General features: G+C 34.9%; 29 protein-coding genes and 3 tRNA genes. 27 read left to right on the top strand and 5 right to left on the bottom strand.

The features are described 5' to 3' along the window. From DMP16_RS02350 to DMP16_RS02340, 3 genes are all read left to right on the top strand, one after another. On the top strand, positions 1-876 hold an 876-nt coding region (locus tag DMP16_RS02350), incomplete at its 5' end, for an adenosylhomocysteinase (RefSeq protein ID WP_143576859.1). Positions 877-924: 48 nt separating this feature from the next. Continuing rightward, a tRNA-Ile gene (locus tag DMP16_RS02345) sits at positions 925-1,011 on the top strand. 51 nt (positions 1,012-1,062) lie between these two features. Further along, positions 1,063-1,147 (top strand) — tRNA-Leu (locus tag DMP16_RS02340). Between the two features lie 322 nt (positions 1,148-1,469). On the opposite strand, the gene DMP16_RS02335 is transcribed toward DMP16_RS02340, so the two are convergent. From DMP16_RS02335 to DMP16_RS02325, 3 genes are all read right to left on the bottom strand, one after another. Beyond that, positions 1,470-1,748, bottom strand: a complete 279-nt coding sequence (locus tag DMP16_RS02335) for a zinc ribbon domain-containing protein (protein ID WP_069281935.1) — start codon at positions 1,746-1,748, stop codon at positions 1,470-1,472. A gap of 29 nt (positions 1,749-1,777) precedes the next feature. Then, positions 1,778-2,062 carry a transposase gene (locus DMP16_RS02330; RefSeq protein ID WP_069281937.1) on the bottom strand — a complete coding sequence of 95 codons (285 nt, stop codon included), beginning with the start codon at positions 2,060-2,062 and terminating at the stop codon, positions 1,778-1,780. 332 nt (positions 2,063-2,394) lie between these two features. Then, positions 2,395-2,503: transfer RNA gene (locus tag DMP16_RS02325), tRNA-Leu, on the bottom strand. A 94-nt stretch (positions 2,504-2,597) separates the two neighbouring features. On the opposite strand from DMP16_RS02325, the gene DMP16_RS02320 reads away from it, so the two are divergent. Genes DMP16_RS02320 through spn form a run of 8 tightly spaced genes read left to right on the top strand, consistent with a single transcriptional unit; the run spans position 2,598 to position 7,629 of the window. Continuing rightward, on the top strand, positions 2,598-2,900 hold the full coding sequence (locus tag DMP16_RS02320) for a 50S ribosomal protein L21e (RefSeq protein ID WP_069284547.1): 303 nt from the start codon (positions 2,598-2,600) through the stop codon (positions 2,898-2,900). 3 nt (positions 2,901-2,903) lie between these two features. Further along, positions 2,904-3,245 (top strand): DNA-directed RNA polymerase subunit F, encoded by a 342-nt coding sequence (locus tag DMP16_RS02315; RefSeq protein ID WP_069281939.1) that lies wholly within the window; start codon positions 2,904-2,906, stop codon positions 3,243-3,245. 42 nt (positions 3,246-3,287) lie between these two features. Next, positions 3,288-3,911, top strand: a complete 624-nt coding sequence (locus DMP16_RS02310; protein WP_069281944.1) for a DUF655 domain-containing protein — start codon at positions 3,288-3,290, stop codon at positions 3,909-3,911. Beyond that, complete coding sequence (locus DMP16_RS02305; RefSeq protein ID WP_083216341.1) at positions 3,908-4,564, top strand: 16S ribosomal RNA methyltransferase A; 657 nt, start codon at positions 3,908-3,910, stop codon at positions 4,562-4,564. The genes DMP16_RS02310 and DMP16_RS02305 overlap by 4 nt, the downstream gene beginning before the upstream one ends. Then, the gene (locus DMP16_RS02300) at positions 4,516-5,112 is read left to right on the top strand and encodes a HemK2/MTQ2 family protein methyltransferase (protein ID WP_069281946.1); all 597 of its coding nucleotides are present in this window, start codon (positions 4,516-4,518) and stop codon (positions 5,110-5,112) included. The genes DMP16_RS02305 and DMP16_RS02300 overlap by 49 nt, the downstream gene beginning before the upstream one ends. Continuing rightward, positions 5,102-5,821 (top strand): tRNA (cytidine-2'-O-)-methyltransferase TrmJ, encoded by a 720-nt coding sequence (gene trmJ / locus DMP16_RS02295; protein WP_069281950.1) that lies wholly within the window; start codon positions 5,102-5,104, stop codon positions 5,819-5,821. Before DMP16_RS02300 ends, trmJ begins: the two co-directional genes overlap by 11 nt. Continuing rightward, positions 5,811-6,437 (top strand): 30S ribosomal protein S3ae, encoded by a 627-nt coding sequence (locus tag DMP16_RS02290; protein ID WP_069284548.1) that lies wholly within the window; start codon positions 5,811-5,813, stop codon positions 6,435-6,437. The genes trmJ and DMP16_RS02290 overlap by 11 nt, the downstream gene beginning before the upstream one ends. After that, positions 6,409-7,629 carry a bifunctional sugar-1-phosphate nucleotidylyltransferase/acetyltransferase gene (gene spn, locus DMP16_RS02285; protein WP_069281951.1) on the top strand — a complete coding sequence of 407 codons (1,221 nt, stop codon included), beginning with the start codon at positions 6,409-6,411 and terminating at the stop codon, positions 7,627-7,629. The genes DMP16_RS02290 and spn overlap by 29 nt, the downstream gene beginning before the upstream one ends. On the opposite strand, the gene DMP16_RS02280 is transcribed toward spn, so the two are convergent. After that, on the bottom strand, positions 7,606-8,814 hold the full coding sequence (locus DMP16_RS02280; RefSeq protein ID WP_069281953.1) for a redox-regulated ATPase YchF: 1,209 nt from the start codon (positions 8,812-8,814) through the stop codon (positions 7,606-7,608). The two genes, spn and DMP16_RS02280, sit on opposite strands and share 24 nt — an antisense overlap. Before the next feature lie 61 nt (positions 8,815-8,875). Between DMP16_RS02280 and DMP16_RS02275 the strand changes: the two genes are divergently transcribed. The 16 genes from DMP16_RS02275 (at position 8,876) to DMP16_RS02200 (ending at position 19,835) form a co-directional block, all read left to right on the top strand. Then, positions 8,876-9,526, top strand: coding sequence for a 50S ribosomal protein L15e (locus tag DMP16_RS02275; protein ID WP_143576858.1), 651 nt, complete (start codon positions 8,876-8,878; stop codon positions 9,524-9,526). A gap of 2 nt (positions 9,527-9,528) precedes the next feature. Then, positions 9,529-9,978, top strand: a complete 450-nt coding sequence (locus DMP16_RS02270; RefSeq protein ID WP_069281956.1) for an RNA-binding domain-containing protein — start codon at positions 9,529-9,531, stop codon at positions 9,976-9,978. Next, positions 9,950-10,504 (top strand): RNase P subunit p30, encoded by a 555-nt coding sequence (locus DMP16_RS02265; protein ID WP_231961220.1) that lies wholly within the window; start codon positions 9,950-9,952, stop codon positions 10,502-10,504. The genes DMP16_RS02270 and DMP16_RS02265 overlap by 29 nt, the downstream gene beginning before the upstream one ends. Then, positions 10,479-10,910 carry an Rpp14/Pop5 family protein gene (locus DMP16_RS02260; protein ID WP_069281960.1) on the top strand — a complete coding sequence of 144 codons (432 nt, stop codon included), beginning with the start codon at positions 10,479-10,481 and terminating at the stop codon, positions 10,908-10,910. Before DMP16_RS02265 ends, DMP16_RS02260 begins: the two co-directional genes overlap by 26 nt. A 94-nt stretch (positions 10,911-11,004) precedes the next feature. Continuing rightward, positions 11,005-11,730, top strand: coding sequence for an archaeal proteasome endopeptidase complex subunit alpha (gene psmA / locus DMP16_RS02255; RefSeq protein WP_069281965.1), 726 nt, complete (start codon positions 11,005-11,007; stop codon positions 11,728-11,730). A gap of 21 nt (positions 11,731-11,751) precedes the next feature. Beyond that, positions 11,752-12,453: a ribosome assembly factor SBDS gene (locus DMP16_RS02250; RefSeq protein ID WP_069281967.1), complete on the top strand. Its 702-nt coding sequence runs from the start codon at positions 11,752-11,754 to the stop codon at positions 12,451-12,453. A gap of 1 nt (position 12,454) precedes the next feature. Beyond that, positions 12,455-13,195: an exosome complex RNA-binding protein Rrp4 gene (gene rrp4 / locus DMP16_RS02245; RefSeq protein ID WP_069281969.1), complete on the top strand. Its 741-nt coding sequence runs from the start codon at positions 12,455-12,457 to the stop codon at positions 13,193-13,195. After that, positions 13,161-13,898, top strand: coding sequence for an exosome complex exonuclease Rrp41 (gene rrp41, locus DMP16_RS02240; RefSeq protein ID WP_143576857.1), 738 nt, complete (start codon positions 13,161-13,163; stop codon positions 13,896-13,898). Before rrp4 ends, rrp41 begins: the two co-directional genes overlap by 35 nt. Before the next feature lie 2 nt (positions 13,899-13,900). Next, entirely contained in the window at positions 13,901-14,728 is an 828-nt protein-coding gene (gene rrp42, locus DMP16_RS02235; RefSeq protein ID WP_069281971.1) for an exosome complex protein Rrp42, read from the top strand. Between the two features lie 15 nt (positions 14,729-14,743). After that, complete coding sequence (locus DMP16_RS02230) at positions 14,744-14,956, top strand: 50S ribosomal protein L37ae (RefSeq protein ID WP_069281972.1); 213 nt, start codon at positions 14,744-14,746, stop codon at positions 14,954-14,956. Beyond that, on the top strand, positions 14,937-15,458 hold the full coding sequence (locus tag DMP16_RS02225) for a hypothetical protein (RefSeq protein WP_069281973.1): 522 nt from the start codon (positions 14,937-14,939) through the stop codon (positions 15,456-15,458). The genes DMP16_RS02230 and DMP16_RS02225 overlap by 20 nt, the downstream gene beginning before the upstream one ends. Beyond that, positions 15,449-15,691 carry a KEOPS complex Pcc1 subunit gene (locus tag DMP16_RS02220; RefSeq protein WP_069281976.1) on the top strand — a complete coding sequence of 81 codons (243 nt, stop codon included), beginning with the start codon at positions 15,449-15,451 and terminating at the stop codon, positions 15,689-15,691. Before DMP16_RS02225 ends, DMP16_RS02220 begins: the two co-directional genes overlap by 10 nt. A 2-nt stretch (positions 15,692-15,693) precedes the next feature. Continuing rightward, positions 15,694-16,074 carry a prefoldin subunit beta gene (locus DMP16_RS02215; RefSeq protein WP_069284551.1) on the top strand — a complete coding sequence of 127 codons (381 nt, stop codon included), beginning with the start codon at positions 15,694-15,696 and terminating at the stop codon, positions 16,072-16,074. 23 nt (positions 16,075-16,097) lie between these two features. After that, complete coding sequence (gene xpf / locus DMP16_RS02210) at positions 16,098-16,811, top strand: 3'-flap repair endonuclease Xpf (RefSeq protein WP_069281978.1); 714 nt, start codon at positions 16,098-16,100, stop codon at positions 16,809-16,811. A 79-nt stretch (positions 16,812-16,890) separates the two neighbouring features. Continuing rightward, the gene (locus DMP16_RS02205) at positions 16,891-19,101 is read left to right on the top strand and encodes an elongation factor EF-2 (RefSeq protein ID WP_069281980.1); all 2,211 of its coding nucleotides are present in this window, start codon (positions 16,891-16,893) and stop codon (positions 19,099-19,101) included. Between the two features lie 5 nt (positions 19,102-19,106). After that, on the top strand, positions 19,107-19,835 hold the full coding sequence (locus tag DMP16_RS02200) for an HAD family hydrolase (RefSeq protein ID WP_069284552.1): 729 nt from the start codon (positions 19,107-19,109) through the stop codon (positions 19,833-19,835). Here the strand turns inward: DMP16_RS02200 and DMP16_RS02195 are convergent. Then, positions 19,818-20,929: M28 family peptidase (locus tag DMP16_RS02195; RefSeq protein ID WP_143576856.1), on the bottom strand; the 1,112-nt coding region annotated here is incomplete at its 5' end. The genes DMP16_RS02200 and DMP16_RS02195 overlap by 18 nt on opposite strands.

Raw genomic sequence — 20,929 nt, 5'->3', positions numbered from 1 at the left:
GGCGGAGACTTGCATGCATATCTTCATGAAAAATTAACTGACATAAAAGTAATTGGAGGTACTGAGGAAACCACTACTGGCGTAGTTAGGTTAAAGGCAATGGAAGAGCAAGGTGTTCTGAAATATCCTGTCGTAGCAGTAAACAATGCCTACACTAAATATCTATTTGATAACAGATATGGTACGGGTCAGAGCGCTATTGATGGCATACTAAGAGCTACCAATATTTTAATAGCTGGAAAGGTTGCTGTAGTAGCAGGTTATGGCTGGGTAGGAAGAGGTATAGCAAACAGACTAAGGGGTTTAGGTGCTAGAGTAATAGTTACAGAAGTGAATCCGATCAGGGCTTTAGAGGCAGTAATGGACGGGTTTGAGGTTATGCCTATGTCAAGCGCTGCTAAAGTAGGAGAAATGTTTGTAACTGCCACTGGTGGTCTTAACGTAATTGGTATACAGCATATTCTAGAGATGAAGAACGGTGCAATTCTTGCTAATGCAGGACATTTCAACGTGGAAATAGATGTCAAGGGGCTGAAAGAAGTAGCAAAGAGTGTAAAGAATATAAGGCCTTATGTTGATGAATATGAACTCCCTAATAACAAGAAAGTGTATTTATTAGCTGAAGGCAGATTAGTTAATTTAGCTGCAGCAGAGGGACACCCTAGCGAGGTTATGGACATGAGTTTCTCTAACCAAGCGTTAGCGGTAGAGTATCTTGTAAAGAATAGGGGTAAACTATCAAATAAAGTATATAATGTACCAGAGGAATTAGACTACCAAGTAGCTAAGATAAAATTAAAGACTATGGGCATACAGATAGATGAGCTCACTGAGGAGCAAAAGGAGTATATGAAACAATGGAAATATGGTACGTAAAAATGTAAGCGTAAGTCTTAAAAACAAGATTTTTGTTGATATATTTGTGGGCCCGTAGCTCAGCTAGGTAGAGCGCTCGGCTCATAAGAGCGCTGAGAAACCGAGTGGTCCGGGGTTCAAGTCCCCGCGGGCCCACCTTGATGCCGCAGATTATACTTTTTAAGCTTCTGCTTCAGAATTGTATTTGCGGGGGTGCCCGAGCTAGGTCAAAGGGGGTAGGCTCAGGCCCTACTGGCGAAGGCCTGCACGGGTTCAAATCCCGTCCCCCGCATGCTTTTCCCAAATTTATTATAATGAAATCATAAAGTTACAAAAAATTCTGACAGTAATTCCATTTTTAGAGTGCTAGTATACACTTGAGAGCTTCTAGACTTCTATTTACGGCATTTGTCACTTTCTTTAGTACGATAATTCTCATTGAGGATTTGATACTTAGATTATTATTACCGGATGTTTTTGATTTCTCGAGTTAAAATATAAGTTATAGTAGTCACTTATTAATCTCCTTCCCTCTAGGCAATGAATTTTAGCCTCTATCTGTATCACTAAACTAAAAAGACTGGCGCGCGTATCCTTCTGACCTCCTCCCCGTCCTAAAGGGCGAGGGTTCTACTTAGGTCCAAAGCATTACTCCCCTTTACGGGAGTTATTCCGTTAGATGTTACTAAGAAAGACAATGGCTTTTTCAACGTTACTACTACTTTCTTTACTCCCATTTTCATAATATTCAAATCACCATTAACATCACTATGCAACTTGTGGGATAAAGGACAATTAATAACTCTCCTAGGTCTCCTAGCCACCTCTACTTCATGATAAGTACAGAGCCTAGAAGTATTATATTCAACGACGAGAAACACCTTTATACTCATAAAGCTTATTCACTATAACTCATATTAATTTACGATAAGACCAAATATTTTGAAGTAAACTTATTACCCTTATCTTGAGAAATGAAGTAAGGATAACCAACAAAGACCGTTAAAACGCCTAGTTGCCATAACGTTCTGGCTAAGTGGGAAGCTAGAGTCCTATAATAGTGCATTAGCCTACGGCAAAGCTTTACGAAGACCATTTCCCTTAACACCTCTTCCTTAGCGTCAAACTCTTGAACCCTTTCCGTTAACGACTTCGGCCTATCTAGTCCAGCAATCCTCTTCCGTGTGTGGACAACAATTTCGTCCAACTGTAAATTTTTTACTTAAGCGATGGATTTAGAGTATATTGTGGAAGAATATTTTCAGCCATCTTGCTATTGTGTTTCTCGTTGATTTAAGTGCTAGGAAATCAAACCCGTTCTCGCCCTAATAAATAACTCTAAAAATACTTTTCCACAATAAAGAAAATTCAATTTATATCAACCAAATTGTTGTCCACACACGTTAATGTACGTTGCAATGATATTTCTTCTAGTTTTCGAGGCTTACATTTTAGATGATTTTTTAGTATCTTGCAATAATCTTACGATTTTCCTCAATAAGTTTGAATTAATAACTTTTTGATCAGTCTATAATTAAGTGCGGGGGACGGGATTTGAACCCGTGCAGGCCTTCGCCAGCGGATCTCTTATTTTTATGGGGCCTAGATCTTAAGTCCGCCCCCTTTGACCAGGCTCGGGCACCCCCGCAATATTTGCATATAGTATACCTTAGTTATACCTTAAATGTTTTTCCAACAAAAATCTTAATTATGTGTTATATAATGGTTATGAAGGGATTAGTATGGTTAAGCATTCCAAAGGATATAGAACGAGATCAAGAAATTTATTAAGAAAGAATCCTAGGGAAAGAGGAGCAGTTCCTCCTTTGAGTAGGCTAATGTACACTTATAATCTGGGTGACCAAGTGGTTATAAAGATAAACTCTTCGGTACATGCGGGTATGCCACATAGAAGATATCAAGGTAAAGTAGGAAAAATAGTTGGGAGAAGAGGAAGGGCATATGAGGTTTCTGTTACTTTAGGTGAAAAGGAAAAGGTTTTAATCATTAGGCCAGAACACCTAGTTCCTTATAAGGTGAGCTGAAAATTGTCATCTATTTACGTTGTTGAAGAGCATTACATTCCCTATTCTGTAGCTAAAAAATTATTATCAGACGTTATAAAGTCAGGTGTTTCTTCTAATTTGTTGCAAAAGACTTTTGATTATTTAAATGATGTGGAAAAATGTAGTGCAGAAGATGCTGAGAAGTTGATGGAAGAGCTTAAAAGTATTGTCAGTAGGGAGGATATCAGAGCTGTTATAGCTAGCATTTGTCCTACAACTGCTGATGAGGTTAGAAGTATTCTTATAATGGATGCTGGTAAGACGTATACTTCAGAAGATATACAGAAGATAGTTGATTTAATAAGGAAATACGTGAAGAGTTGAGTTTTTACTTTTAAAATATACATTATTTATTCGGGACACAAATTGCAAAGAAAGAGGATGGTAAGAGAACGTATAGTATATGTTTTGGACTATATGAGAGAAGGTAATCCTCTGGATAAACATAAGTTTCATAGGGACAAACCGTTAATTCAAGCTATTGGTGAGGATTACTTCTTGTTATTAGAGCTTACTTTGCGTTCATTCAATTTAAACTTTTCACCAGAGCAGAGGATAGATTTAGAATCTGAACAAGAAGTAAAAGTGGATGGGCATATAGTTTATGACGATCTTACCTCCCTATCTAAAGAGAACTTACCTAGAGTAGTACAAAAAATAGTAAGAGAGAAAGAGAGGGCATTCGTAGAATTTTTTAATAAAGCTGAACCGCTTACATTAAAGTTGCACGCATTGGAACTTTTACCGAATATAGGTAAAAAAACATTAAGAGTAATCTTAGAGGAAAGGAAAAAGAAACCCTTTGAGAGTTTTAAGGATATCGAGGATAGAGTAGGGGTTAAAGATATAGTATCAATAATAGTAGAAAGGATTATAAATGAGGTTAAAGGTGAAGAGAAATATTACTTATTTGCGTATCCAATAGTGGATGAAAATAAAAAAACTGAACAACAACTTATCTACGTGGGTTATCTTGAAAAGTTAAGGTGAGACTTTCACAAGTATTTCTTAAGGATAGAAGTGTCATTAATAAGTTCCTTACTTATGTAGATTATAGTAAAAGGCCTATAGTTGAGATAGGGTGCGGAAAGGGGAATATTACTAAGTTTTTAAAACCTGATTTATGCATAGAGATAGATGGCAGGTTAATCAAATACTTAAGGGATTATAACTTGATAATAGGAGATGGAAGAAATCTTCCTATAATTAGGGGGCAAATCGTCTCCTCATTACCTTATGACATAACTTCTGATTTCTTTAAGGAAGTAGCTAAATTAGATCAAGTAAGAAGATTAGTTTTAATACTTCAGAAAGATTTCGTTGATAAGTTAGTAAATGATCCAACTTACATTTCCTTTTTAGTTAATTTCTTTTACAATATAAACGTTAGGGATGTTATTCCCCCTCAATCATTTGTTCCTATGCCTAAAGTTTATTCAATAATAACTATATTTGATCGAATTAGGGACTATAATGATAATATCATCAAAATTATTGAGTGTGTAAGCAAGTATAGAAATAAAAGCATACGCAAAGTTTCTAAGTTGTGCGGGTTTGATTCAGAAAGTGAGTTAAGAGTGAGGGATTTCAAACCTTGTCAAGTCATAGAATTATTGAATTCCATGGGATTAAACTATGCGTAAATGAGCAAGTATATGAGCCAGCGGATGATACGGAATTAATTCTTGACATGATTAATGTTAGTACAGGTGAGAAAGTCATTGACGTTGGTTCTGGTACCGGAATTTTAGGCATTTATACAATTAAGAGAGGAGCCAAGGTGGTTTTTATAGATATTAATCCTTATGCTGTAGAAGCTACTTTATGCTCTTTGCGGATAAATGGTATAGATTCAATTAAGTATGATATTGTAAATTGTGATTTACTTACGTGTTTAAGAAGCTTTAAATTTGATACGATAGTGTTTAATCCTCCGTATCTTCCATTTGAGGAGTATGATAAATGGATAGGCTATAGTTGGTCCGGGGGTAAAGACGGCAGCGAAGTTATTTTAAGGTTTCTAAAAATTGCTACAGCGAGAAGAATATATTTGGTTTTTTCCTCGCTAAGTAACGAAGATTTAATATTAAGCACTATTGAAAATAAAGGATACTCAGTCTTGCAGAAGCGTGAGAAAGTATTTGGATATGAAAGAATAGTAACTTTAGAGTTGATAAAGTATGTGGATTAGGGTAGTTCTAGTAGAGCCGGAAGGTGAATATAATATTGGTTTTGTGGCTAGACTATGTAAGAACTTTGCAGTTGATGAGCTTTATATCGTTAATCCTAGGGTTAGTGTTCAAGAAGCCTTTAGGTTCTCCGCAGGAGGTGCTGATTTTTTAGAAAGAGCTAAAATTATTAAAAGTTATGATGAGGCTATTAGTGACGTAGATATTAAGATAGCCACCTCAAGTATTGCTGATAATAAGGGAGATATCTTAAGGAAATCGGTTAGACCATGGGAGATTTTGCCTTTAATTCAGGATAAGAAAGTCGCAATAATCTTTGGGAGGGAGAGCGTAGGGTTGACTAGAGAAGAAATATTTAAGGCTGATTTTCTCATGTATATTCCGGCTAATCCTAGCTATCCTGTTCTTAATTTGTCTCATGCTGTAGGTATTATCTTATACGAAATTTGGAAATTTAAGTCTCTTAATACTAATAATATTGGTAATCAAACTATTTCAGAAAAATCTATAAAATTAATAGATAAATATTCTAAAGATCTCTATGAGTTACTGAAGAGAACTGATGATGATTATAAAATGTACATCGCATTGAAGAGGTCTTTAGTAAGAGGTATAAAGGATGAAGAGGAGGCTAGAGTCATAATTCATTTTCTGAGAAAACTTTATACCAGAATAATCCACAATGATAAGGAGATGGGTAATGTCAGCTAAAAGCGGAGCGATAAAAGATAAATGGAAGATGAAGAAGTGGTATACTATAATAGCACCTAAAATTTTCGGTGAAGTACCGTTAGGTTCTACTCCCGCTTATGATGCAAACTATACAATAGGTAGAAAAGTGGAAACAACACTTTATGACTTAACTGGAGACTTTAGTCAAGTTTACGTTCACTTATACTTCAAAATCACAAGTTATAGTGGAGATAGGTTGTTAACGATGTTTTATGGTCATGAACTATCAAGAGATTATTTAAGGTCACTAATTAGAAGGAAGAGCTCTAAAATAAATACTATAGTTGATGTTACTACTAAGGACGGCTACACTGTGAGAGTAAAAGGATTAGTACTAACCACGTATAAATGCCAGCAGGCACAGAAGACGGCTATTAGAAAAATAATGAGTGAAATATTTTTAAAGAAGGCTAGCGAGCTAACCTTCGATGATTTTGTCCAAGAAGTAGTATTTGGGAAGGTTGCAAATGAGATATTTAATTCTGCTAAGAAGATATATCCTCTGAGAAAGGCTGAAGTGGAAAAAACTAAAGTTTTGAAAACTCCAGAAAATTTAGGTAAGCAAGTTGAAAGCAGTAATATTAGCAGCGGGTAAAGGTGAAAGATTAGAACCGATAACTCATACTAGACCTAAACCTTTTGTACCTATTCTTGATTATCCTCTTATTTTAAGAAACATTGAAATTTTGAGAAGATATGTCGACGATATTATAGTCGTTATTAGTCCTGAGCACAAAGATTATTTTAAAACAATTAAAAATATAAAAATTATTGAACAAAGCGAAGGTAAGGGTACTGCTTCGGCACTTAGAGCAGTAGAAGGAATCATCAAGGATGAGTTCTTAGTACTTTATGGGGACATTGTATTTGAAGAGGACGCGATTAAGCAGATTTTGGAATCGAACGGAAATTCCATATTAGCTACACAAGTGAAAGATCCAAGGAATTATGGAGTTATTATTCATAACGCTGATATGAAGCTAATTAGAATTGTTGAAAAGCCAGAAAATCCTCAGTCTAATCTAATAAACGCAGGCATATATAAATTAGATCAGAATATTTTTTCATTTATAGATAAATTGAAACCATCGGTAAGGGGCGAGTATGAACTTACGGACGCAATAAATCAGATATCTGAGAACGTAAAAGTAGTAGCATATCATGGTTTATGGATGGATATAGGAAAGCCTTGGGACATAATTGAGATAAATAAGATATTCCTACAAAGGCAGACATTTAGTAAGATCTTAGGAGAGATTGAAGATAACGTCAAGATAAAAGGAACTGTTATTATCGAGGAGAATTCTAGGATTAAGGCCGGCACATATATTGAAGGTCCAGCATATATAGGTAAGAATTCCACCATAGGTCCAAACGCATATATACGACCATATACAGTTATTGGGAGTAATGTAAAAATTGGGGCTTTTAATGAAATAAAAGAGAGCATAATAATGGAGGACACAAAAATACCTCACTTAAGCTATGTCGGGGATAGTGTGATATGTGAAGATGTTAATTTTGGAGCAGGAACGATTACTGCAAATCTAAGATTTGACGAGAAGGAGGTTAAGGTTACCATAAAAAATGAAAGAGTTAACAGTAATAGAAAGAAGCTAGGCGCGATTGTTGGAGCACATGTTAGAACTGGAATAAATGTTTCGATATTGCCTGGAGTAAAAATAGGAGCCTATGCTTGGATCTTTCCAGGGGCTGTAGTAGATAGAGATGTACAACGCGGAGAGTTCTTCTTCCCAAATTACTTAAAAAGGTTTAGCAGTGCTTGAGACAATCTTAATTACATCTCCATCCTGCAGTTGATATTCTTCTCCAATTCTCATCTTTCTTTTTACATCTATAGCGTACAGAAAGCCTTTAGCTAAATCTGTGTGAATAGAATACGCTAAGTCTCTTGGATTTGAACCTTTTTTAAGTAAAATTGCATCTGGTAATACATTGCCGTTTTTGTCGCTAAGCCTTTTCTCATCCTCTACTGGATAAACAACTATCATCTTTAACGCTTCAAATACTGCAACATTTAGGGCTTGTTGAACACCGGTAGAGCCATAAACTTCCAAAACATTCTTTCTTATATACTCTAATGCAGATTTTTGTTTTTCACTTATATCCTTTTTTAATATGATAAAATCACTTTCTCCAGGGATGTAATGTATAATTCCTGACTTAGCAGCCTTTCTTAACGCTAACTCAGAAATAGCACTAGTAGGGATAATCCATTGATATTTCTTTCTCAGTTTTTCAATATTCCTTCTAGCTTGAGGCATATCAGACTTATTAGCTGCTATTATCATAGGCTTACTAATGATTCTGAGGACTCTAGCGAAATCTTTTAAATCGGTTTCAGTCCATTGTAACAACTTTAAATTTTCAAGCTTTGTTTGTTTTAAAGCTTCAATGATGTGAGATCTGTTCACCGATATTCCAGATAACTTACTTAGCAAAGCTTCAACGAGATCTTTTCCCGATAAGTCAGTTGTTCTTGCAAATTTAGCCCAATCTTTATTTATAATGGAGTAGAACCATTCATCAAGTTCATTTTCAATAAACTTTATATCTTCCTCTGGATCTCTTGAACCCGGTTCTACTGGGAGACCTTCTTCATTAGTCGATCCACTGGCATCAATTACGTGGATAAGGGCATCAGCTTGTCTTAAGTCATCTAAGAATTTATTGCCTAAGCCCCTTCCTTCATGTGCCCCAGGGATAAGCCCAGCGACATCTACTAGTTTTATTGGTATAAATCTATAATTATCTATACAAACTGAATTTTTAGGATTACACTTTACATTAAATTCGGTATGCACGCATCTAACTTTTACATACCCTATTGCTTCATTAGGATTAATAGTAACGAATGGTCTATCGGCTATTTCTACATCTTTTAGAGTCGCTGCACTAAAGAAAGAACTCTTTCCTACGTTTGTTTTTCCAACTATTCCTATGCTTATCATATGATTCTGATTAGTGGACACTTTTATTAATTAGTTGTTTAGCTAATAATTTGGATAAAAGATGGCATTATCAATGTACCACCATGTAGAGAATACGTGGCAATCTGATGAGTGGAAAAAAAGTGTGATAAGGCAGAGATTAATTGAATGGAGAAAACAGCCCTCTATCGTTAGAATTGTTAAACCTACGAGATTAAATAGGGCCAGAGCCTTAGGCTATAAGGCCAAACAAGGCTTCATAGTAGTTAGAGTAAGGGTTAGAAGGGGAGGTTCAAATAAGATAAGACCAAATAAAGGTAGAAGACCTAAAAGGATGGGTGTTTATGGTTATTCTCCATCTAAGGGATACAGATGGATAGCTGAGGAGAAAGCGGCAAGAAAATATCCTAACTTAGAAGTTTTAGGCAGTTACTACGTTGCAGAAGATGGTTTGTATAAATATTACGAAGTAATTCTTGTTGATCCATCTCATCCAGTAATAAAGAACGATCCTAATTTAAAGTGGCTTCAAGATCCCGCTAATAGGCGTAGAGTTTTCAGAGGTTTAACATCAGCGGGTAAGAAAGTTAGAGGATTAAGGAAAGCTAGAAGACTAAAAGGAACTACTAGGTACAAGTGGAATAAGAAAATTAAAGAAAGGGAAGAGAAGAAGCGTCATGAAGCTAACAAGTATAATAGGTTACAAGAGTACGATAGGATACCAGGAAAGTAATCATGAGAGTGAATCAAGCTATTGTTTCAATATTTGTCCATGAAACGGAAGATTATAACAGAATAATTAGCTCTGTGGAAAATTTTTTTGCTCCTTCTATTTTAAGTTCGAAAAAGAGCGAAACAATAGTTACTGGCCATTATAAGAATAAAATAATAATTATTGAATACAAGTTTGACAGAAAAAATAGTAATGATCTTTTGAAAACTATTCTTAGTAAGATGGAACCTACAGATTTAATGTTCCTTTTCGCTACGTTTGAATCCCACTGGGATTCTCGTAAATTATATCTGAGATTTGATAAACAAAGGATTATAGCTGAGAATAGGCTAGTTTTAAAGGAGGGGGACGATATAATAAGAGTTGTATTATCTTTTAATGATTCCTTTGAAAACATAAAGGAGGAGTTTAGAAAAGTTGTTAGTGATAGAACCATGTATACTAAATTCTGACGTTTTCCCTTATGCTCAAAAACTGGGATATAACTTAACTTTCGCTGAGGATGGCAAAGTAGGTATTAAGAGGATTACCATTAGGACTGATAGTATCGATGCACTAAGGAGAACTCTGGCAAATCTCAAAAGGGAAAGAAAACAGTTAATTTTCATAAAACCTCTATCTTTAGATTCTCTAAGGTATTCCATTATTGATAAACGTGTAAACGTAATTGTTATAGATGGGGAAAATATAAAAGTCCTTAAAAAAACTATGCTAAATTTAATTAGGTTTCATAATAAATTTGTTGAAGTTCCTCTAAAATCCTCAAGAATAGTAGTTTACAGAATGCTGATGTATGCCTATAAATGGATTCCGAATGTAATTTTCTCCTCTTATGCCGAAGACTATAATGAGTTATGGAGTCCAATTTCTAAAATAGATTACCTAAATATTCTTGGGGCTGATGAAGAGGAAGCTTTTAAGTTTGCACTTTTAAATCCGATAAAGTTGTTAAATGAATATATGGCAATTAGGACTTGACGTTATAATAATTGTTTGGCTAGTTACTCTCACATTCTTGTATATTTCAAGAAAGCTATTAAATGTAAAGATTGTAAAAAATAAAAAAATTTCTAAGTCAAAGAGATACATTGTATTTTATGTTATATCAGATAAAAATGTGAAAGGAATTGACGTGGAGAAAGAAATACGTAAGGCGGTTAAGGAACTATTAGGGAGCATATGGTTAGAAATAGCTAATCCTAGAGTGATATTCTTCAGAGAGGACACTCAAGAGGGCATTATATCGACCAATAGAGCTGGGTATAAGGTTGTAATAGCTAGTATACCTTTAGTGAAGGAAGTTAGTGGAACTAAGGCACTTGTGGTGCCCAGAAGAACAACGAGTAGTTTAAAAAGGGCGAAAAAGATAATTGGTATTAAATGATGAAGCCGCTCCAGACTGCGAAGTGATGATCTCTGCGACGAGCTGAACAATATTTTTAAAATTAGGGACTACTTAGTATTTGATGGGATAATATATGGCATTTGGACCAGCAGCAATGGGATACGATAGAGCCATAACTATATTTTCACCAGACGGATCTCTATATCAAGTAGATTATGCATTTGAAGCAGTTAAGAAAGGTTGGACAGCTATAGGGTTAAAGTCAAAGAACGGTGTGGTAATAGCTAGTGAAAAAAGGCGTGCTCAAAATCTTCTTGATGTCGACAATATAGAGAAGGTCTTTTTAATAGATGATCACGTAGGCTGCAGCTTTGCCGGTTTAGCGTCTGATGGTAGAGTTCTTATCGATTATGCTAGAAATATGGCGTTACAACACAGATTGATTTATGATGAGCCAATAAGTATAGATTACCTAACTAAAGCCGTTGCTGACGTGAAACAAATGTACACTCAACACGGTGGCGTAAGACCTTTCGGTGTGGCTTTAGTAATAGCAGGTATAGATAAGAGCACGGCTAAACTTTACATGACTGAGCCCAGTGGACAATTTATGCCATATTATGCTGTTGCTATAGGTCAAGGTTATTATACGGCAACTGAGTTCTTGGAAAAGAATTACAAAGAAGATATGAGTATGGATGAAACTATACTTTTGGCTTTAAGGGCATTGATGTCTACCTTAAAACCTAATGAGAGATTAACTCCTAGCACAGTTGAAATAGGATATGCGTCTACACAGACTGGCGTATTTCTTAAGATGACCAATGAGGAGAAAAGCACATATTTACAGAAATTATAAGATAAAAGGTGAAGTTTTTTTATGGCTAAGGAGCGTGATTATGTAGTAGTTAAGTATGAAGCTCAAGGTGAAAGATTTGAAATTTTAGTTAAGCCAAAAGAAGCGTTAGCTTTCAGAAGTGGCAAGAGTATTAGTTTATCGGATATAGTTATTTCGGATACCATCTATAAAGATGTTAAAAAGGGGCTTAAAGCCTCACCATCTTCACTAAAGAAAGTTTTTGGCACTACAGATTTTGAGACAATTGTTAAGGAAATTTTAATGAAGGGCGAGTTACCAGTAACAACCGAGCAACGAAAGGAAATGGTTGAGACTAAAAGGAAGCAAATAATAGATTTTATTCATAGGAATGCCGTTGACCCAAAGACTAATTTACCTATACCCCCAACAAGGATAGAAATAGCAATGCAACAAGCAAGGGTTCAAATAGACTTAAATAGAGATGTTGAATCTCAAGCAATGCAGATAGTGAAAGAGATTTCTAGAATAATACCTATAAAGATTGCGAGAGCTTTAATCAGTATTAAGGTTCCATCTCAATATAGTTCGAAAGTTAAATCACAGCTTCATAATTTAGGAGATGTTAAAAAGTCGAATTGGTTAGAAGATGGGACATTAATAGCCGAATTAGAAATACCTGCTGGTGCTCAGCAAGAAGTTATAGATAAATTAAATGGATTAACTAAAGGTGAAGTAGAAGTAAAAGTTATACAAGTGAGATGAGATGAGCCAACAAAAAATTTTGTTACAACCTCGATCAATAGTAGTTCCCGGCGAATTAATAGCTGAAGGAGATTTTCAGATTCCATGGAGTCCATATGTCTTGAAAATTGGCAATAAGTACTATTCAACAATAGTAGGATTATTTGATGTTAAAGATTCGCAATTTGAAATAATACCCTTGGAAGGGTCGTATTATTATCCTAAAGTAGGGGATATTGTAATCGGTTTAATAGATGATATAGAGATATATGGATGGATCGTTGACATTAAAGCCCCATATCATGCCTACTTGCCCGCATCTAATTTGCTGGGTAGACCTGTTACGCCGGGTGAAGATTTAAGGAAATATCTAGATATTGGAGATTATGTAATAGCTAAAGTCGAAAACTACGATAGAACTATTGATCCAGTTCTTTCAGTTAAGGGAAAGGATTTAGGCAGAGTAACCTCAGGAATTGTAGTTGATATTATGCCGGTAAAAGTACCTCGTGTAATAGGTAAAAATAGGAGTATGTATGAAACATTAACGTTAGAAAGTGGATGTAGTATGTTAGTAGCTAATAATGGGAGGATCTTAGCTAATTGTCCTTCCCAGCTAGCTGAAAAAGTTCTAATTGAGGCTATACGAAAGATTGAAAGTGAGTCACATATAAAAGGATTAACTGATAGAATTAAGAAATTCATACAAGAAAAACTGGGTGAAAAAGGTGCTTCAAATTCAGAAACCACGATTAATTCTTGATGACGGAAAAAGACTAGATGGTAGAAAGGCAGATGAATTAAGAAATATAAGAATAGAATTAGGCGTTTTGAAAAATGCTGATGGTTCTGCTATATTTGAGATGGGTAATACAAAAGTAATAGCTGCAGTCTACGGACCTAAAGAAATGCATCCTAGACACTTATCTTTACCAGATAGGGCTGTATTAAGAGTCAGATATCATATGGCTCCATTTTCCACCGATGATAGGAAAAACCCTGTGATGAGTAGAAGAGAAATAGAGTTATCGAAAGTTATACGTGAAGCGCTTGAATCAGCTGTGCTAGTTGATTTATTCCCTAGAACGGTTATAGATGTATTCACAGAAGTATTGCAAGCTGATGCAGGATCAAGATTAGTGTCATTGATGGCTGCTTCTATGGCTTTAGCTGACGCAGGAATACCTATGAAAAATCTAATAGCAGGTGTTGCAGTAGGCAAAGCAGATGGAGTGATAGTATTAGACTTAAACGAGCCTGAAGATATGTGGGGAGAGGCAGATATGCCTATCGCGATAATGCCTTCATTAAATCAAGTTACTTTATTTCAGCTTAATGGAAATATGAGTCCAGACGAATTTAGACAAGCCTTGAATCTAGCTATTAAGGGTATAAACGTTATATATAACCTTGAGAAGGAGGCGTTAAGATCTAGATTTATAGAATTCAAGGAGGAGGGAGTATAATTATGTCTGCAACGCCTTCTAATCAAAACGTAATCCCAATTATAAAGAAAGAAAGTATTATAAGCCTATTTGATAAAGGCATTAGACAAGATGGAAGGAAATTAAACGAGTATAGGCCAATTTCTATTACTGTTGATTACGCTAAGAAGGCCGATGGGTCTGCTTTGGTAAAACTGGGAAATACGATGGTTTTAGCCGGTGTAAAATTAGAGCTAGGTAAGCCATATGAAGATACTCCAAATCAAGGAAATTTAATAGTTAATGTGGAACTCTTACCACTAGCTTATGAAACTTTTGAACCTGGTCCTCCAGATGAAAATGCGATAGAATTGGCTAGGGTAATAGATAGAAGTTTAAGGGATTCAAAGGCTATCGATTTAACAAAGCTTGTCATTGAGCCAGGTAAAAGTGTATGGACTGTTTGGTTAGACGTCTACGTATTAGATTATAATGGTAATGTATTAGACGCGTGTATGTTAGCATCAATTGCTGCTCTATATAATACATCTGTGTATAAGGTAGAGCAGTCTAATGGATCAATATCTATTAATAAGTCAGAAAAAATAGGAAAATTACCCATGAACTACCCTGTGGTTTCTGTATCACTAGGTAAGGTAGATAAATACTTAGTGGTTGATCCAGATTTAGAGGAGGAATCGATAATAGAAGCTAAGATTTCATTTTCATATACAGCTGATTATAAAATAGTGGGTATACAGAAATCTGGAAAGGGAAGTTTACTGATACAAGATATAGATCAAGCCGAGAATATAGCACGGGTAGCAGCAGCTAAGTTAATAGAAGAACTTAAAAAGCAATTAAATATTTAGATAAGGTGAAAGAGTATGGGTAAGGTAACTGGTATAGCTGGGAGATTTGGGCCAAGATATGGATCTACGATAAGAAAGAAATGGAAAGAAATAATGGAGAGAAGGTATCAAGATCATCAATGTCCTTATTGTAAGACAGCTGGAAAAGTTGTTAGGTTGGCATCTGGCATTTGGTATTGTAGGAAATGTGGAGCAAAGTGGGCAGGGCTTGCATATACGCCCTATTAACGTTATTATAACATCTTCGCGGGATGCTAATATTAGAGTTAGGAACTTTTTAAACACGTTAGAAATTGTTATACCCGATTCTCTAAAGATAAATAGAGGTAGAAGGGATTTAAAGGAAATTTTTGCATTAGCATTATCCCTTCATTCCCCATATTTACTATTAATCAGTACACTAAAAGGTAATCCATATAAGATGATACTTTACGATTTAGTAATGCTCTCACCCAAGTATATATTTAAGATTAGAGGAATTTCTCTTCCTTCCGATTTTGGTATAACGTTAAATGAGATAGAGAGAGGCTCCATATGTATTTTATACAATACTTGTGCTTTCGTCAAAGATTTTATACTAGATCTTGGATATCCGATTTTGTCAGAGTCTAAGAATAATTGTAAAATTCTATCATTTTTTAAACAAGTTGACAGTAATCTTTGTGAGGTCACTTTTATGGATAAAAATAATAATAAGTTCTTAAGAATTTCTTTAGAATTATGGCACTAGTAGAGATTAAGTTAAAAGATGAAGCAGACGATGCAGAGAAATTTAAGAATATTGAAGATATTATTTATAATTCAATAATAATTGAGAAAATAGATACGAAATATGTTAAAATTGAGAGAGATCCTCTTAGAATTATAATTAACTCGCCTACACTAACAAGGACAAGAGCTATAATGAACTCTTATATACTCTGGTTATATACAATTCTAAAGTCATTGGAAGAGGTGAAATGAGTTTGGCTGAAAAATTACCCCCAGAAGTTCAAACCCAATTAGCGAAATTTCAACAATTGAAAAACCAATTAGATAGATTACTGTTAGAGAAATCTACGATAGAAAACGAGCTAAGGGAAATTAACAGAGTCTTAGACGAGTTAGCTAATCTTACAGCTGAGGCTACAATTTATAAGATAGTTGGTAATTTATTGGTTAAGTCGGATAAGGCTTCTGTAGAAAAGGAATTAAATGATAGAAAAGAATTACTAGAATTAAGATCACGTACATATCAGAAACAAGAAAGTATATTAAGGAAACAGCTTGAGGATCTCCAAGCAAAGATCAACGAGATGTTGTCTAAATATTATCCACAAGGAGGGCAATCGGGTATAAAAGCCTAGGAAAAGATTAATTATATTGACCTATGGTAATTAGAATTTATGTTGATGATAGAGAGAAAGCAAGCGGTATACCAGAGTTACTTAAAGAATTAGGCTTAATAGTAATATTTAGCCAACTTGAAGTTGCTGACTACGTAGTGGCAGATGGTGTTGCTATAGAGAGAAAATCTGTGCCTGATTTAATTAACTCTATTTTTGATAAAAGATTTTTTGATCAGATTTCTAGGTTATCAGATTCCTACAGAGTCCCAATACTGATACTGGAGGGTGATATTAACTTAATTAGAAAAATAACTGATAGATGGAAGGCAATAAATAACGCGTTAATTTCACTCACACTAGATTATGATGTAAAAGTGATCTACTCTAGAGACAAAAGAGATACATCAGAAATATTAAAGAAATTAGCTGAAAAATTTCAGTTATCTTCGGAGAACTATAATAGAAAGATTAATCTCCATAACAAATCAAAGCTGAATAGTGTGAGTGATATTCAATTATACATTGTTGAATCATTACCTAGTGTGGGTACGATACTAGCTGAAAGATTATTAAATAGATTTGGAACTATTCAGAATATTTGTAATGCTTCAATTTCTGAACTGGAAAAAGCTCTTGGAAGTAGAAAAAAAGCTGAGGAAATATATAAGATTTTAAGGACTTATTATTCACAAACTAATACAGATAATAAATCTGAAGATAAAAAGAAAGGTTCTTCATTGTTCGATTATCTTTAGATTTTTTAGATTGATTTTTGTGCATTACCTTTTAATATGTGTCTTAATAAGTTTATGTGCAAGAAGTAGGTGGTTTTAGTTGCCTAGGTATAAGACAGTAGAGCAAGTACTCAGCTTAATGAAGGATAGAACGAGAGTACGTAATATAGGGATAATCGCCCATGTCGATCATGGAAAGACTACTACCAGTGATACTTTATTAGCAGCCTCTGGAATAATTTCACCAAAAGTGGCTGGTGAGGCATTAGCGTTAGACTATCTGAATGTAGAGCAACAAAGAGGAATCACAGTGAAGGCTGCAAACATAAGTCTATATCACGAAGCAGAAGGCAAAGGATATGTAATTAACTTAATCGATACACCAGGCCACGTTGATTTTAGTGGAAGAGTTACAAGAAGTTTAAGAGTTCTTGACGGTTCGATAGTTGTTGTTGATGCAGTTGAGGGTATAATGACACAAACTGAAACTGTTCTAAGACAGAGTCTGGAAGAAAGAGTTAGGCCAATACTATTTGTAAATAAGGTTGATAGATTAGTAAAGGAGTTAAAGTTAAGCCCACAAGAAATGCTAAATAGATTACTAGATATAATAAGGCAATTTAACAATTTAATTGACATGTATGGAGAGCCAGAGTTCAAAGAAAAATGGATGATAAATCCACAAGCGGGTAATGTAGTTTTCGGTTCAGCCAAAGACAAATGGGGGTTTAGTTTACCTATGGCACAGAAGAAAGGAATTAACATGAAGCATGTAATTGATGCATATACTGCCTCTGATAAATCCAAAATTGAGGAGCTAGCCTCACAAGTTCCAATCCACGAAGCTTTACTTGATGCGGCAATCAAATTCGTTCCTAATCCTCTAGAGGCGCAAAAGTACAGAATTCCTAAGATCTGGAAAGGTGACTTAGATAGCGAAGTGGCTAAGGCAATGTTAAATGCAGATCCTAACGGACCAGTAGTTTTCATGATAACAGATATGAAAGTGGATCCACACGCAGGTTTAGTAGCAACCGGTAGAGTATTCTCTGGAACTCTCAGATCTGGGGAAGAATTATGGTTAGTTAACGCAAAGACTTCGCAGAGAATTTTACAAGTAAGTCTATATATGGGACCGACAAGAGAGCTTGCGGAAGAGATACCAGCAGGAAATATTGCAGCAGTATTAGGCTTAGATAGAGCTAGATCAGGTGAGACTGCTATATCTGTAGCCTTTAATTCAGTTCAAGGAAGTTTTGAAAGACTTCATTATATCTCGGAACCAGTAGTAACAATAGCAGTAGAGCCTAAGAATCCAAAAGATTTAACAAAGATGATTGATGCATTAAGGAAATTAAGTATTGAAGATCCAAACTTAGTAGTCAAAATAAATGAAGAAACAGGCGAATATCTGTTATCTGGCATGGGATTCCTTCACTTAGAAGTATCGTTACAACTATTGAGAGAAAACTATGGTATTGATGTAGTAACAACACCACCAATAGTAGTATATAGAGAAAGCATAAGAGCCAAGAGTCAAGTATTTGAAGGGAAGTCACCAAATAAGCATAACAAGTTCTATTTGAGTGTTGAACCGTTAAATGATAAGACCATTGAGCTGATTAGTAATGGAACAATAAGGGAAGATATGGATAGTAAGGAAATGGCTAAAATATTAAGAGATAGTGCTGACTGGGATTATGACGAGGCTAAGAGAATAATAGCAATAGATGAAAACGTAAACGTATTTGTTGATATGACAAGCGGTGTGCAACACTTAAGAGAAGTCATTGATACAGTACTTCAAGGTTTCAGGTTAGCTATGAGGGAGGGACCACTAGCACATGAACCGATTAGAGGAGTAAAAGTTATAATGCATGATGCTGTAATACATGAAGATCCAGCTCACAGAGGTCCAGCCCAAATTTACCCTGCAGTAAGGAATTCCATCTTTGCTGGTTTCTTAACGTCAAGACCTACTCTCTTAGAGCCTATCCAAAAACTTGATATAAGAGCCCCAGCTGACCTGATAGGTAACGTAACAGCAGTAATAACTAGAAAGAGAGGGAAGATCCTCGATGTTTCACAAGTGTCCAATATGTCGAGAATTACCGCAGAGGTTCCAGTTTCAGAATCTTACGATATGGCAAGCGAGCTAAGAGGTGCAACTGGTGGGAGAGCATTCTGGGGTACTGAATTTAGTAGATGGGCACCAGTACCTGATAGTATACTGTTAGATGTAGTAAGTAAGATCAGAGAGAGAAAAGGATTACCAAAAGAGTTACCTAAAGTAGAAGATTTCCTCTCGTGATTATTTTGTCTTCCGATAATACAATATTCAGCAACGTAAAGGCTGTGTTTTTTGATTTCGATAATACCTTAATTAATTTTGATAGTAGATCAAGAGAGGCTTTAAGGACAGTTGCTAAGGATATGTATAATTATATTAAAGAAAATTATAGATACGAAATAGATATTACCATAATCCAGAGATTAGTTGATGCTGAAAGTAACAGATTGGATAGGGAGGGCGAATATGACAGAAATAAATGGTGGGAAAATGTGCTTAGTCTATTAAACGTAGAAAAAGTAGAAAGGTCTCAATTATATGATTGGACTAGCCTATATTGGTCGATCGCGGGGCAAACTGAACCTTATGAGGATGCTAAAGAACTTATAGAATATTTAAGTAGCAAAGGTTACAAATTGGGCATAATAACAAATAGCGATGGAGAAGGAGGAAATAAAAGTAAGCGATTAAGGAGTTTTCCATTAATTGATAAATTTAATGTTATAATTATTGGAGGGGAAGGAGGTATAAAACCTAAACCAAATATTGAACCTTTCATAATTGCTTGTGAAAGGGTATCAGTAAGTCCTAATTCCTGCCTTTTCATAGGAGATGATCCCATAAAAGATTGTTTAGCGGCGAAGAAAGCTGGTATGTATTCTGTTTTAGTTGATAGAGAAGCTAAGGTGAAGAATGCTGAGTTATACGCAGACTTCGTTGTAACATCTCTTACACAGTTAGAGGAATTTCTTTAACAATAAGTACAGTTGGTCTGTATATTCATTCGTTACGTCCTCTTTTAATTCATTAAGATAATATGTGAAATAACGATAATAAGTACTACTGGATTCTTTAGGTTTTTCTAGGCATTGGAAGTTTTCAATACATATCGTTGATTTTCTCTTTATCATTTCTTCAATCCCATAACTTTTGTGAAATAGTTTAACGTTTGCATAATTCTCCTCGATATCTAAAATTCCACCGTAAAATTTTAGCAAATTTCTATATACGTAGATATCTTTATCTCTTAACCTATCTATTAAATTCACTAGATAAGTCTTTAAAGGTGGATGAGCATATAGCATACTATTTTTAACTTGCTCTATCATGTCATTAAAGTTATAATATATATTATTATTTATAATTTTTGATATAATATTCTTAATTAAATTTATATTACCAATTATCTTACTATCATTTGGATCTATTTTGTCAAACTCGCCATGATAGTGAGGATTATTCTTACTTCCTATGTCTATACTGGGTATACCATTTCTTATGTATGAGTAACTATCAGTATAAATTTCTGGTACGTCAATTATATTAGTAGTATATAATCCGCTAAACAAGTCTTTCAAACCCGGAACAGTTTTTATTATAATCTCATACTCACTTATATTATCTAAATTAATATTAATCAAAATATTATCCAAATCTTCTGAACCTAGATTGCTGAGAAAAGTTCTTGATCCGTAAGACCAAGAGAAAGTGGAAAAGTAAATAGATCCGGATTCCTCAGCGGTATAGGATATTAAATGAGTCTCATAAAGATTTGATCTAAATTCTGGTAAAAGTGAAACAGCTAATAAATCGTCCCTTTCGCCAGCTAGCCAATGATCGTGATGGGAGGTTATGTGGACCACGGTATTCTCATTTCTAGCGTTAGTTATTCCCTCAATTACATATCCAGTTGCATAAGGATTTATTTCAGACTCAATAATTATTCTGCACTTACCTCTTATCTTGTTGAAATCACTACTTTTAACATATATAGCAGGTATTGGTGGAGGTGGGCATGGACCATAGTCTAGCATGTTACCATATTTTATTACAAACCTTCTATTTTCAT

This window comes from Sulfolobus sp. B1 (assembly GCF_007050195.1).
Taxonomy (GTDB): domain Archaea; phylum Thermoproteota; class Thermoprotei_A; order Sulfolobales; family Sulfolobaceae; genus Saccharolobus.
The sequence above is the reverse complement of the archived record's forward strand: the minus strand, read 5'-3'. Positions and strand labels throughout refer to the sequence as shown.

Excerpts from the sequence above, each read along its gene's own strand:
- DMP16_RS02335 (WP_069281935.1), bottom strand. The coding sequence starts at position 1,748 with ATGAGTATAAAGGTGTTTCTCGTCGTTGAATATAATACTTCTAGGCTC.
- DMP16_RS02320 (WP_069284547.1), top strand. The coding sequence starts at position 2,598 with ATGGTTAAGCATTCCAAAGGATATAGAACGAGATCAAGAAATTTATTA.
- trmJ (WP_069281950.1), top strand. The coding sequence starts at position 5,102 with ATGTGGATTAGGGTAGTTCTAGTAGAGCCGGAAGGTGAATATAATATT.
- DMP16_RS02290 (WP_069284548.1), top strand. The coding sequence starts at position 5,811 with ATGTCAGCTAAAAGCGGAGCGATAAAAGATAAATGGAAGATGAAGAAG.
- DMP16_RS02280 (WP_069281953.1), bottom strand. The coding sequence starts at position 8,814 with ATGATAAGCATAGGAATAGTTGGAAAAACAAACGTAGGAAAGAGTTCT.
- DMP16_RS02275 (WP_143576858.1), top strand. The coding sequence starts at position 8,876 with ATGGCATTATCAATGTACCACCATGTAGAGAATACGTGGCAATCTGAT.
- DMP16_RS02270 (WP_069281956.1), top strand. The coding sequence starts at position 9,529 with ATGAGAGTGAATCAAGCTATTGTTTCAATATTTGTCCATGAAACGGAA.
- DMP16_RS02260 (WP_069281960.1), top strand. The coding sequence starts at position 10,479 with ATGAATATATGGCAATTAGGACTTGACGTTATAATAATTGTTTGGCTA.
- psmA (WP_069281965.1), top strand. The coding sequence starts at position 11,005 with ATGGCATTTGGACCAGCAGCAATGGGATACGATAGAGCCATAACTATA.
- DMP16_RS02250 (WP_069281967.1), top strand. The coding sequence starts at position 11,752 with ATGGCTAAGGAGCGTGATTATGTAGTAGTTAAGTATGAAGCTCAAGGT.
- rrp4 (WP_069281969.1), top strand. The coding sequence starts at position 12,455 with ATGAGCCAACAAAAAATTTTGTTACAACCTCGATCAATAGTAGTTCCC.
- rrp42 (WP_069281971.1), top strand. The coding sequence starts at position 13,901 with ATGTCTGCAACGCCTTCTAATCAAAACGTAATCCCAATTATAAAGAAA.
- DMP16_RS02230 (WP_069281972.1), top strand. The coding sequence starts at position 14,744 with ATGGGTAAGGTAACTGGTATAGCTGGGAGATTTGGGCCAAGATATGGA.
- DMP16_RS02220 (WP_069281976.1), top strand. The coding sequence starts at position 15,449 with ATGGCACTAGTAGAGATTAAGTTAAAAGATGAAGCAGACGATGCAGAG.
- xpf (WP_069281978.1), top strand. The coding sequence starts at position 16,098 with ATGGTAATTAGAATTTATGTTGATGATAGAGAGAAAGCAAGCGGTATA.